Source organism: Paenibacillus sp. Soil750 (genome assembly GCF_001428045.1).
GTDB classification, from domain to species: domain Bacteria; phylum Bacillota; class Bacilli; order Paenibacillales; family NBRC-103111; genus Paenibacillus_E; species Paenibacillus_E allorhizoplanae.
In genome coordinates, this window is the sequence record NZ_LMSD01000011.1 from 31,846 (window position 1) to 45,426 (window position 13,581).

Consider the following 13,581-nt stretch of genomic DNA (forward strand, 5'->3'; position numbering starts at 1 on the left):
TTAAATTTTAACTTGAAAGGAAATGAAAGTATTATGAAAAGCAATGAGATGTACAACACGCTCTCTCAGGTCTATTTCTATATGATACAGGATCATCGCGGTGACTGGGGAATGGATATCCATCAATGGGACTGGGTGCCGGGTGTTGGGATCATAGCGATTGCAGACTATGGAAGTAAGCTCAAGCAAGAAAGTGTCATCCGATATGTGCTGGAATGGGTGGAGATGAACAAGGATAAGTCGGAAGTGAAGAAGACGATTAATTCCATGGCACCATTCGCTGTCTTCCCTGCATTATATCGCGCGAAGCAGCAAAGCTGGTTTCTGGAAAAGTCGCAGGAAATAGTGAGTTGGATGATCGACGAAGCACCTCGAACACGCGAGGGGGCCTTCGAGCATACCGTTACGGAAAAAGTTGCGTTTCAGGAGCAAGTATGGGCAGACACCATCTATATGGCGGTTCTGTTCCTAGCTCGATACGCGGGATTAACGCAAGATCGGAAGGCTGCCGAGGAAGCTCTTCGACAAACGATGCTTCATCTTCGATTATTGCAGAATCCCGATACAGGGCTGTTGTTTCACGGTTGGAACTGTGAAGCAGGAAATCATATGTCAGCGACCCAGTGGAATCGTGCCAATGCTTGGATCATGATCGCAGTACCGGAAATCGTGATGGAAATTAGGGGGATCATTGAGATACCAGACGAGCTTAATGAACGCTATGCGAAGCTTGCAAAGGGTCTGCGTGATCGCCAAGCAGAAGATGGCTTATGGCACACCGTACTCGATCGGCAGGATTTCTACAAGGAAACGTCTGGGAGTGCGGGAATTGCTTGTGGTTTTATCAAAGCAGTCAGAGCAGGCATGCTGGATACCTCTTATTTAGCATTGAGCCGATTGACGCTGGAAAGTGTACTTCGGTTAATTACTTCCAAGGGCGAAGTGACGGGCGTATCCGGAGGGACGGCGGTTAAGCCGACCATCGAAGATTACAATCGAATTCGTATATGTCCGACACTCTATGGGCAAGGCTTAACGATGCAATTGTTCGTAGAGTCGCTTTTGATAGAGTAAGTCTACTAGATGATACTAGGATACATGGAAGGAAGGGAACCCTCATGCAACAACTAGATCAAAAGGAAATGTTGCTTAAGATTGTGAATGTGAGACATGCTGCGTATAATTCGGAGTTTCGTTTGTTAAGATCACCGTTCAGCAGCCCGGGATATCACACCACGATTAAAGAAGCTGATTTTATCCATGCAACCCGTGAGTCTATGAGATACGCACTTGCTTTGTTAGATACAGAACTAGAAGAAAATAAGCAAAGAGCCTTCGACATTATTGAAAAAATAGTTTCCTTACAGGATACCGATCGCAGCCGCAGCACCTTCGGTATCTGGTCTTGGTTCTACGAGGAAAGTCTCGACCAAATGTCTCCGCCGGATTGGAATTGGGCGGACTTCATCGGGAAGCAGCTGGTGCTCGCATTATTGCGCCATGTCAATCGATTCCCAGATCAACTGCGAGATGCAGTTATCCAAGCGATATTCAACGCATGTGATGCTATTATGAAGCGGAATGTAGGTCCCCACTATACGAATATTGCCATCATGGGCGCATTCGTGACACTCATCGCAGGGGAAAGGTTCGGACGGAGTGATTATGCCGAATATGGATTGAACCGTTTGGCGAAACTTCATCGGTTTACGATGGAGCGAGGAGCTTTCCAGGAATATAACAGTCCGCCATATACCTACATTGCAATTCTAGAATTATCGAAGATACGTAACGAAACAACGGGAGAAGAATCGAAGAGATTGAGCGATGAGCTTCTCCATCTGGCATGGAGCTCAGTTGCAGAGCACTTTCATAGTGGCTCCAAACAGTGGTCGGGTCCGCACGCCCGCTGTTATCAAACATTGCTCAGTGTAGAGAATCAAGCCTTTCTTCAATTGGCGACGAAGGGTGAATTGAAGTTCTTCCCATGGGAAGAACTTCCTTATGAGGAGGAATGGTATGAGAGTGGGTTTTACTGTCCCGAGTCATTGATCGCGTTATTCTCTTCCTCGCAGGAAAAGGAAATTCGGCAGTTGTATGCGGTGAACGCAACTACTCATATTGAGAGTTGGGCCACGACGTATATGACTCCGCACTATTCACTCGGCAGCCATAGCAGGGAGGTGATGTGGAATCAGAAACGTCCGCTATTGGCTTACGTCGATAACGGAGGTCAAGCGACGTATGCGCAATTGCGCTGCCTGCATGACGGCTATGATTATTGCTCGGCCGTGTTCAGCGGTAAGCAGGACCGTCAGCATGTGCTATTCGGTGTAGAGTTTATAACCAATGGAGGTGATACGCATCCGAGCTTGGACAAGACGGGCGGTGTGATCGAAGCTTCAGACCTTCGCTTGCGAATGGAAATTGGCGGCTGCCTTGACAACGTGATCGGCGATGCTAGTGACAACAGTGCCGTAATTTCGATAGGTAAGCTCCAGATGCTGTTACGGACATGGTATGCAGCTTTTACGGAAGATAACATTCCTCAAGCACCACTGAAATGGGAAATTCATGAGGACGGTCGGACGTTCAATGTAGATCTCATTATTTATTCGGGTGAACGGAGAAGTATCGATTTTCGATTGGTGCAAGAAGCAGCCTTCCTGTTCTCATTCGTGATCGACAGTGTTGGGGCTCCTACCGCACCAACGATCGAACATGGCGATAATCGGTTAATCGTGAGATCAGGTAATAAGGATGAAGAAATTGCATTCATTTTACACAAGCTTCCTGTGGAAATGTAGCCAACTAATGATAATAAACAAATTGGGGGTTTCAACATGTCATCACACGTCTGAACTGCCCCCGTTAAGTTAGACAATTATTTCTTTGGCTGCAAGATGGGCATGTGTTCGAAAGAGAAATTCGTCGGTAGTATGCGGTTCCAAATTGAGAGTGGGGTTAACAACCAATATGACTGTGCAATATTCACTCAGCAGCCATAGCAGGGAGTTGATGTGGAATCAGAAACGTCCGCTATTGGCTTCCGTTGATAACGGAGGTCAAGCGACGTATGGATCAGCATGTGCTATTCGGTGTCGAGTTTATAACCAATGGAGGTGATATTTATCCGAGCTTGGACAAAACGGGCGGTGTGATCGAAGAAGTATCGATTTTCAATTGGTGCAAGAAGCAGCAAGACGAGACAGCATTCGACTTGCACAAGTGAGATGCAGAAATGTAGCCATTACGGATTCTCAACAAGGATCGACTTCCAATTGTACTCCCGTATTACCGACGAGAGGTTAATTATCCGAAGGAGGAAATGACGAATGTTACAAACTAAACATTGGTTTGGTCTGTTTATTGCCTGTTTCATGATGATGCTTGTTCTGCTAGCTTCACCTGCAAATGTCTATGCGGCTACGATTTCAACTTATGCGATGCCTTCTATTTATACACAGTCAACAACTTACGCTTTGAAAGCGGATTCAACCGTAATTCCCGTCGTTGGTTACACTGGAATGTATGATTATGCCCACTTTTCGATGTCTGGCGGCCCTGTCACGATTGAGGTAACCGCGCTTGGACAATCTAGTATTTCATCCTACAATATTAGCCCGAAGAAGCTAAACCTATCTGGCTCAATCAATGGGAATAAGCTGACCTTTACCTTGAGTAATGATGAATATGTAATCGTTAAAGTGAACGACAGCAAGGAATTAATCATTGCTGCAGACCCGTCGGAGACGAATAAGCCGGCCTCCTCCGGCACAGGCATATACAATGTGCAAAGTTCGGCGTATAATGCGGATCCGACAGGAACCGCGCTTGCAACAACTGCCATTCAGAGTGCTATTAATGACGCGAATGCCTACACCGGCGGGCAGGGGATCGTTTATGTGCCGGCAGGCGTGTACAAGGTTGGCAACCTGCAATTGAAAAGTAATGTTGCCCTATACTTAGAGGGAGGGGCCGTCTTACGGTTTACAGGGAATCCAAGTGATTATACAGCCAATTGGCACAAAGATTCACAGAATCGAGATGTCACATGGTGGATTTATACGCAGAATGGTTCGAGCAATGTGAAAATTTACGGGCGAGGAACACTCGACGGAAACGGTCAAAATGCGGTAACGAACAATATTGGTAACAATATTCTCGTGCCGATCGACGTTAGCAACTTCACCTTGGATGGATTAATTATTAGAGATTCAGCCTCATGGGCCATAACGCCGATTCGTTCCAACAATTTAACGTTTCAGAATTTCAAAGTATTTAACCGCTTCGATGCCGGGGAAAACGACGGAATTGATGTAATGGAATCGCAAAATGTGACGGTTCAGCATGCCGTGGGCGCAGGACTGGACGATCCGTTCTCGACCAAAACGTGGGATCAAGCCACGGATATTAGTGAGAATTGGCCCGGAACACCGGAAACCTTGAGCAACGTTACATTTGATGATGTCCTATCATGGACATATTGCTACGGATTAAAAGTAGGTCAGGGCGTTAGGCAGATGCAGGACGGCATCACCTTCAAAAACAGTGTTGTTTATGATGCTGCTGTAGGCATAGGGATACACCATAAGTATGGAACGGCAGAAGCGAAGAATATCACCTTTGACAATATCGATATTGAACGGTTAAGCTACACGAACGATAATCATCGGACTTGGCTTGCTTTCTTTATTCAAAATGGTGCGGGAGAAGGAGGCGGGACCGTTTCCACGATTGCGGTAAAGAATATCACAGTGCGTGATCAGGGCGCGAATCCGGGCTTGTTAAAAGGATTGGACAGTTCTCATCCGATAAGTGGAATTACGCTAGAGAATATTTATATGCCTGGCAGTTCGACATCGGCATCTAATCTAGCGGGAATGAATATTTTAGATACCGGCTATTATAGTGGATTGACGATCCTGCCTACGCAAACTCCGGAGCCAATTAAAAGAACCAATCTCGCTCTGAATCAGCCGGTAACCGTATCATCGGATTCAGGCAGCACGGCGGGCTGGGCTGTCGATGGCAAAATGAGTACACGCTGGGGATCACTTCGTACGGACACGGAGTGGATTTATGTGGATCTTGGTTCAAGCAGAAAGATTGATGAGGTTAGGCTATTCTGGGAAGCTGCTTATGCCAAGAGCTATCAAATTCAGGTTTCAGCAAATGGGATTAATTGGTCGGATGTGTATAGCACCATAAGTGGGAATGGAGGAACGGATGATATAAGCTTCGCATCTACGAGCGCCAGATATGTGCGGATGAACGCAACAGAGAGAGGGACAGGCTATGGCTATTCACTATGGGAGTTTGAAGTGTACGGAGAAGACAATAACCTTGCTGCTGGAGCAACGGTCACATTCAGCAGTTCCTATGATAACAGCAATTGGTCTGATAACAAACTGAATGACGGGCAGCGAAATTCTGTTAGCGGATCGTACGGTTGGACGAGCAATAACAGCTTGAGCTCCAATCATACGGAATATGTGAGCCTCGACTTGGGTTCAAACCATATGGTCAATACCGTCAACCTGTATCCGCGAAATGATTCGGGACAAGTCGGGAGGAATTTCCCGATCGATTTCACCATCCAGACCTCTACAGACGGGGTGAATTGGACGACTAAGGTTATGCGAACGGGCTACGCATTGCCAGGTAACGCGGTTCAAAGCTTCGTTTTCCCATCTGCCTCTGTCAGGTATGTGAAAGTGGAAGGAACGAATCTGCGGCCAAACCCAAGTGATGCGAACCGATATCGGATGGCGTTTGCAGAAATGGAGATTTATGGCGTAAATCACGCAGCAGGGGCTTCAGTCACATTCAGTAGTTCCTATGAGAGCAGCAACTGGTCTTATACCAAACTGATTGACGGGCAGCGGAATTCCGTAAGCGGGTCGTTTGGTTGGACGAGCAATAACAACTTGACCTCCAATCATACAGAGTACGTTTCCCTTGATTTAGGTTCAAACCTTACGGTCGATACCGTCAACCTGTATCCGCGAAATGATTCGGGACAAGTCGGAAGGAATTTCCCGATCGATTTTACCATACAGACCTCTACAGACGGGGTGAACTGGACGACAAGGGTTACACGAACCGGCTACGCATTGCCAGGCAACGCGGTACAAAGCTTCAGTTTTTCGTCTGCCTCTGTCAGGTATGTGAAGGTGGAAGGAACGAATCTGCGGCAAAACTCGAGTGATGCGAACCAATATCGGATGGCGTTTGCGGAAATGGAAATTATGACCAACATTCTCGACGTTACGCCGCCTGTCTCGGCATCTGCTATCGAAGGAACCATAGCTAACAGTTGGTATGTATCGGAAGTTCGGGTGAACCTAACGGCAAGTGACGATCTAACAGGTGTAAAGAAAACAGATTACAGCACGGATAACGGCTTAAATTGGAATTTATATGTATCACCGATCTCCTTAACTGCCGATGGGGTTCATACATTGCTGTACCGTTCTACGGATAACGCCGGCAATATAGAACAAATACGAACGGTACAAATCTCGATAGACCGGACGTCACCAACGGTACAATTTGTCGGGGCAAAAGCATATACAGTCGATCAGACGGTAATGATCGCTTGCGCAGCTGTGGATATTGTATCCGGCATCGTGTATAACCCATGCACAGAGCCGTTGGTTAGTTCTCCGGCTTATCAGTTGGAGCTCGGGTCCCACAATGTCACGATTCAAGTTACGGATCATGCAGGCAACATAGGAACAGGTTCTGCTTCATACACGGTGCAGGTTACTGAGAATAGTCTCGCAAACTTGATCCGTGAATTCGTCACTGGACCGGGTGAACAAGGGATTGAGAATTCATTCCTGAAAAAATTGGAACAGCGGCAGAACGATGCTCTCATTCATGAGATTGATGCTCAAAAAGGCAAGCGAATTACTGTGGAACAAGCGGGCATTCTTGTAAGGTTAGTTCAAGCTCTTAAATAAAAATGAAGTATCGATTTTCGATTGATACAAGAAGCAGCCTTCCTGTTCTCGTTCGTGATGGACAGTGTTGAGGTTCCTACCGCTCCATTAATCGAACATGACGACAACCGATTAATCGTGAAATTAGGTAATAAGGATGAGGAGACGGCATTCCGCTTGCACAAGAGACCTGCAGAAATGTTGCCAATACGGATTCTCATCAAGGATCAACTTGAAATTATACGCCATTGTTAGCCACGAGAAAGTTAATTATTAGAAGGAGGAATTGATGAATGTTAAAAACTAAACATGGGTTCGGTCTGTTTATTGCCTGTTTCATGCTGATGCTTGTTCTGTTAGCTTTACCTACAAATGTCTCTGCGGCTACAATTTCAACCTATGGGATTCCTACTATTTATTCACAGTCAACAACCTATTCTCTGAAAGCGGATTCAACGGTAATTCCCGTCGTTGGTTACAACGGAAACTATGATTATGCCCACTTTTCAGTGGCTGGAGGACCGGTTACGATTGAGGTTACTGCGCTTGGGAAAACGAGCATCTCATCCTACAATATCAGCCCCAAAAAGCTTAATCTTTCCGGCACAACAAATGGGAATAAGCTGACCTTTACCTTGAGCAATGATGAATATGTTATCGTCAAAATAGAAGGCATCAAGGAATTAATCATTGCTGCAGACCCGTTGGAAACGAATAAGCCAGCATCTTCTGGCACAGGCATCTACAATGTGGGAAGTACGGCTTACAATGCCGATCCTACTGGAACCGTGCTGGCAACAAACGCAATTCAAAGCGCGATTAATGATGCCAATGCCTACACCGGCGGGCAAGGGATTGTTTATGTGCCTGCAGGCGTATACAAGGTGGGCAATCTGCAATTGAAAAGTGATGTCGCCCTGTACATTGAGGGAGGGGCTGTATTACGATTTACAGGGAATCCGAGCGATTATACGGTTAATTGGAATAAAGATTCACTGGAACAACGAGATGTCACTTGGTGGATTTATACGCAGAATGGTTCTAGCAATGTGAAAATTTACGGTCGAGGAACGCTTGATGGCAACGGTCAATATGCAGCGACGAACAATATCTACAACAATATCCTTGTGCCGATCGATGTTAGCAATTTCACATTGGATGGTTTAATCATTCGAGATTCAGCCTCATGGGCCATAACGCCGATTCGTTCCAACAATTTAACATTCCAGAATTTCAAAATATTTAACCGTTTCAGTGGCGTAAAGGAGAACGACGGAATCGACGTAATGGAATCCCAAAATGTGACAGTACAACATGCAATTGGCATTGGGCTAGACGATCCATTCTCGACCAAAACTTGGAATCAGGCCACGGATATTAGTGAGAATTGGCCTGGAGCGCCGGAACCCTTAAGCAACGTTACATTCGATGATGTCATATCCTGGACGTATTGCTACGGATTAAAAGTAGGCCAGGGCGTCAGGCAGATGCAGGATGGCATCACTTTCAAGAACAGTGTTATCTATGATGCAGCAGTAGGCATAGGGATACACCACAAGTATGGAACGGCGGAGGCGAAGAATATCACCTTCGATAATATCGATATTGAACGTTTGAGCTACTCCAACGATAATCATCGAACTTGGCTTGGTTTCTTTATTCAAAATGCAGTGGAAGAAGGAGGCGGCACCGTTTCCACGGTTACGGTCAAGAATGTCAAAGTGCGAGATCAGGGCGCGAATCCGGGATTGTTAAAAGGTTTGGACAGCACTCATCCGATAAACGGGATTACGTTCGAGAACATTTATATGCCTGGCAGTGCTACTCCGGCTACTAATTTAGCGGGAATGAATGTGTTGAATACCGGCTTTTATAGTGGATTGACCATCCTGCCTATACAAACGCCTGAGCCCATTAAAAGGACTAATCTTGCACTGAATAAACCGGTAACCGTATCATCCGATGCGGGCAGCTCGGCGGGTTGGGCTGTCGATGGCAATTTGAATACACGCTGGGGTTCACTTCGTACGGAGACAGAGTGGGTGTATGTGGATCTTGGCTCCAACAGAACAATTGATGGGGTTAGACTAATATGGGAGGCAGCGTATGGAAAGAGCTATCAAATCCAGGTTTCGGCCAATGCCGTTAATTGGTCCAATGTGTATAGCACCACTAGTGGGAATGGAGGAACGGATGATATAAGCTTCGAACCGACGAGTGCCAGATATGTAAGGATGAACGGAACGGAGAGAGGATCAACCTATGGCTATTCGCTGTGGGAGTTTGAAGTGTACGGCGCAGACAACAATTTTGCTTCCGGAGCATCAGTCACATTCAGCAGCTCCTATGAGAGTAGTAATTGGTCTTCTGCCAATCTGAATGACGGGCAACGAAATTCCGTTAGCGGATCGTACGGTTGGACCAGCAATAACACGTTGACCGCGAATCATACGGAATATGTGACCCTCGACTTGGGTGCAAACCAGATGGTCAATACTGTTAACTTATTTCCACGCAATGATTCAGGGGATGTTGGGCAGAATTTTCCGATCGATTTCACTATCCAGACCTCATCTGACGGTGTGAATTGGACGACAAAAGTAACGCGAACGGGTTACGCATTACCTGGAAACGCGGTACAAAGCTTCGAGTTCCCGACTGCTTCTGTTAGGTACGTGAAAGTGGAAGGAACGAATCTGAGGCAAAACCCAAATGATGCGAATCAATATCGGATGGCCTTTGCGGAAATGGAGATCAATGGTGTCAATCATGCGTCAGGAGCATCTGCTACATTCAGTAGTTCCTATGAGAGCAGCAACTGGTCGTATACCAAACTGAATGACGGGCAGCGAAATTCAGTTAGCGGGTCAAATGGTTGGACGACGAATAACAGCTTAACTACCAATCATACGGAATACGTTATCCTTGATTTAGGTTCAAATCAGACGGTCGATACCGTCAACCTGTATCCGCGAAATGACTCGGGGCAAGTCGGGAAGAATTTCCCGATCGATTTCACTATCCAGACTTCTCCAGACGGGGTGAACTGGACGACGAGAGTTACACGAACGGGTTACGCATTGCCAGGTAACGCGGTACAAAACTTCAGCTTCACATCGACCTCTGCTAGATATGTGAAAGTGGAAGGAACGAATCTGCGCCAAAACGCGAGTGATGCGAACCAGTATCGAATGGCGTTTGCGGAAATGGAGATCTATTAACGGAAGCGGAAGGTGGATTTCAATGTGGCGGAGAATCTGTAACTTGCTGTTAATGATTTGCCTATTTCTTATTTTTTATCCGATCGGATCTGGCGTATCACTTGGAGCTGCAGGCGATGGCAATCCCAGTGATTCCAATATTCAATATATCGGAAGATGGGATAAGAGCATCAGCTCGCAATACAATAGCTATTGGGCGGGGGCGTATTTTAGAGTCAACTTTACGGGTACGACGATCAAATTGAAAGTAAGCAGCAGCAACACGGTCAACTTATATGTCCAACTGGACAATGGAGCTCAGACACTTTACAGCAACGCGAGCGGTACGGTTAATTTGACACCATCGCCGCTAAGTGGGGGAACGCATACACTCCTTGTAGCAAGTCGGGACATTACGGATACGATTCGGTTTCAGGGGTTGATTCTCGATGAGGGGGCGAGCACCCAAGCGCCGAATCTTCGGGGTCAGCAGATTGAGTTTATCGGCGATTCCATCACTGTAGGCTATAAGGCTTCGAAGATCGCTCTTTCCTCATATGCTTGGAAGACAGGAGAACAGCTTAACGTCGATCACATGCAAATTGCTTATACAGGCATCTGTCTTCATGATAATGTTTCTTGCTATTCACCTAATGCGATAGGAATGAGCCGTCAGTTTTTCAAGCTGCAGACGGTGGATAATCCGACTTCGCCGGATTGGAATTTCAATGTCTATCAGCCAGCGGCGGTTGTAATCAATTTAGGAACGAATGATCAAGTATTTAATGTTGCGGATAGCGATTTCCAAAGTTCGTATATTACGTTCCTGCAAAATGTTCGGGTAAAATATCCCCTTGCCGAAATTTTCGTGTTGCGGACATTCGGCGGCTTTAAATCAACACCAACACAGGCGGCGGTTTCGATTCGTTCAAGTGCTGGTGATACTCGTATCCATTATGTAGATACGACGGGTTGGTTGGCATCCTCCGATTATGTAGATGGAACACATCCGACTGATGCTGGTCATCAAAAAGTGGCTAATCGATTGGCACCTATTTTAAAGCCTTATGTTCAAAATCTTGCGGCAGGAGCTCTGTCCACATTCAGCAGCTCCTATGAGAGTAGTAATTGGTCTTCTGCCAATCTGAATGACGGGCAGCGAAATTCCGTTAACGGATCGTACGGTTGGACCAGCAATAACACGTTGACCGCGAATCATACCGAATATGTGACCCTTGACTTAGGTTCGAACCAAATCGTCAATACGGTCAACCTATATCCACGGAATGATTCGGGCGATGTGGGACAGAATTTCCCGATCGATTTTACGATTCAAACCTCTGTAGACGGTGTTAATTGGACGACAAAGGTTACGCGAACCGGTTATGCATTGCCGGGTAACGTGGTGCAAAGCTTCGATTTCCCGACTGCTTCTGTTAGGTACGTGAAAGTGGAGGGAACGAATCTGCGGCAAAACCCAAATGATGCGAACCAGTATCGGATGGCTTTTGCTGAAATGGAGATCTATGGCGTCAATCATGCTTCAGGAGCGTATGCTACATTCAGTAGTGCCTACGAGAGCAGTAACTGGTCGTATACCAAACTGAATGACGGGCAGCGAAATTCCGTTAGCGGGTCTTACGGCTGGACGACGAATAACAGCTTAACCACTAACCATACGGAATACGTTACCCTGGATTTAGGCTCCAACCAAACAGTTGATACCGTCAACCTGTATCCGCGAAATGACGCGGGGCAAGTCGGGAAGAATTTCCCGATCGATTTCACCATCCAAACCTCAACTGACGGGGTGAGCTGGACGACGAGGGTTACGCAAACCGGATACGCATTGCCAGGCAACGCGGTGCAAAGCTTCGGTTTTGGGTCTGCGTCTGTCAGATATGTGAAAGTGGAAGGAACGAATCTGCGGCAAAATGCGAGTGATGCGAATCAGTATCGGATGGCGTTTGCGGAAATTGAAGTTTATTAGCGAGTAAAAACAAGCCGCACGGATATCGTGCGGCTTGTTTTTTTGGTCTTAACCTTGCAGAAGCAAGCAGGGAAATGGACGGGACAGATGAAAATTAGTAAACGCGGACGATCTCGCCTCCGCCATGATGACCATGAGCTTGGTCCTTATGAAACTGCGTGGTATGGCCAGTGATCTAGCAGCATGCAGCTAATCGCACGTTTGCGAAGATGTTGAAATACATATAAACATTTGCAAAGTGATTGTGAGGGTGTAACCCCTAATAATCGCTTTTTTTGTTGCACACATACCATGATATCCGGCAACAGTGAAATAGTTAAGGACAGTGAAATAGGTGAGGTGGGTGTTCATGTGAGAAATGTGAGCTACTCGGAAATGTGTGAATTGAATCGGAAGGGAGCACAAGATACGATAGGTCCAGAGTTCGGTAAAGCGATTCAAGCTTATCGGAAAAAAACAATATTTGAGGAGGATGAGATATATCGAGAAAGTACTCCAAACAACAGCATCCGGCAATGTCTTAAGGAAACGCGGATTTGATCGAAGACGCTTCCGGCAAAACGTGCCCATTATGCTAATGTTTTTACCGGCACTTGCATTTTTTCTTATCTTTCGATATGCGCCTATCGGAGGACTTGTGATTGCTTTTAAAAACTACAATTTTGCAGATGGTGTATTCGGGAGTCCATGGGTAGGTTTCAAAAACTTTGAGATCCTGTTCTCGCAGCCTCAAATGCTGCAAATTATCCGCAACACGATTCTTCTGAGTTTTCTACAGATTGTTGTCGGTTTCCCTTTCCCAATATTGGTAGCCATTCTTTTAAATGAAGCGAGGAAATTATGGTTTAAAAAACTTGTTCAGACGCTCATTTATTTGCCTCATTTCCTTAACTGGGTCATTATAGGCGGCATAATTGCCCTTGTGTTTGCACAGGAGAAAGGGATTCTGAATCATTTTGTTACCCAATGGTCAGAAACAGCTTATCCCTTTTTGTACAAAGAGAACAGTTGGATAGCGATATTTGTGGGCAGTGGGATATGGAAGGAAGCGGGCTGGAACGCCATCATATATTTGGCAGCCTTGGCTGCGGTTGACCCAGCGCTGTATGAAGCTGCCAGCATGGATGGCGCAGGAAAGTTAAGGCAAATTCGAAGTATTACCTTACCAGCCATATTACCGACGATCGCGATCATGTTTGTTCTATCGATTGGCCATTTTATGGAAGTCAGTTTCGATCAAATTTATGTGCTGAAAAATTCAGCGGTTTCTTCCGTCTCAGAAGTCATCTCAACCTGGAATTTCCGGGTGGGTATTAACGGTGGCCAGTTTAGTCTAGCTACGGCAATGGGCTTCTTCGAATCGATGGTCGCTTTAATACTCGTCATTGCAGCGAACATTCTAGCGAAACGCACAGGCAATAGCCTATGGTAGAAAGGAGCGTAT

The 13,581-nt window shown here is 46.1% G+C and carries 8 protein-coding genes; all 8 read left to right on the top strand.

The features are described 5' to 3' along the window. Window positions 1-33 precede the first annotated feature (33 nt). The 8 genes from ASL11_RS11925 (at window position 34) to ASL11_RS11955 (ending at window position 13,569) form a co-directional block, all read left to right on the top strand. Window positions 34-1,074, top strand: a complete 1,041-nt coding sequence (locus ASL11_RS11925) for a glycoside hydrolase family 88/105 protein (protein ID WP_200962426.1) — start codon at window positions 34-36, stop codon at window positions 1,072-1,074. A gap of 44 nt (window positions 1,075-1,118) precedes the next feature. Then, window positions 1,119-2,807: a hypothetical protein gene (locus ASL11_RS11930; protein ID WP_056613893.1), complete on the top strand. Its 1,689-nt coding sequence runs from the start codon at window positions 1,119-1,121 to the stop codon at window positions 2,805-2,807. Window positions 2,808-3,076: 269 nt separating this feature from the next. Further along, complete coding sequence (locus ASL11_RS36440; RefSeq protein ID WP_157256912.1) at window positions 3,077-3,232, top strand: hypothetical protein; 156 nt, start codon at window positions 3,077-3,079, stop codon at window positions 3,230-3,232. Between the two features lie 103 nt (window positions 3,233-3,335). Next, complete coding sequence (locus tag ASL11_RS35420; RefSeq protein ID WP_063795554.1) at window positions 3,336-6,968, top strand: discoidin domain-containing protein; 3,633 nt, start codon at window positions 3,336-3,338, stop codon at window positions 6,966-6,968. 21 nt (window positions 6,969-6,989) lie between these two features. Further along, window positions 6,990-7,202, top strand: coding sequence for a hypothetical protein (locus ASL11_RS11940; protein WP_056613897.1), 213 nt, complete (start codon window positions 6,990-6,992; stop codon window positions 7,200-7,202). A gap of 38 nt (window positions 7,203-7,240) precedes the next feature. Next, on the top strand, window positions 7,241-10,168 hold the full coding sequence (locus ASL11_RS11945) for a discoidin domain-containing protein (RefSeq protein WP_063795555.1): 2,928 nt from the start codon (window positions 7,241-7,243) through the stop codon (window positions 10,166-10,168). 22 nt (window positions 10,169-10,190) lie between these two features. Beyond that, on the top strand, window positions 10,191-12,137 hold the full coding sequence (locus ASL11_RS11950; RefSeq protein WP_056613902.1) for a discoidin domain-containing protein: 1,947 nt from the start codon (window positions 10,191-10,193) through the stop codon (window positions 12,135-12,137). Between the two features lie 472 nt (window positions 12,138-12,609). Further along, a complete protein-coding gene (locus tag ASL11_RS11955; RefSeq protein WP_056613904.1) occupies window positions 12,610-13,569 on the top strand; it encodes an ABC transporter permease in 960 nt (319 codons plus the stop codon). Window positions 13,570-13,581: the final 12 nt, after the last annotated feature.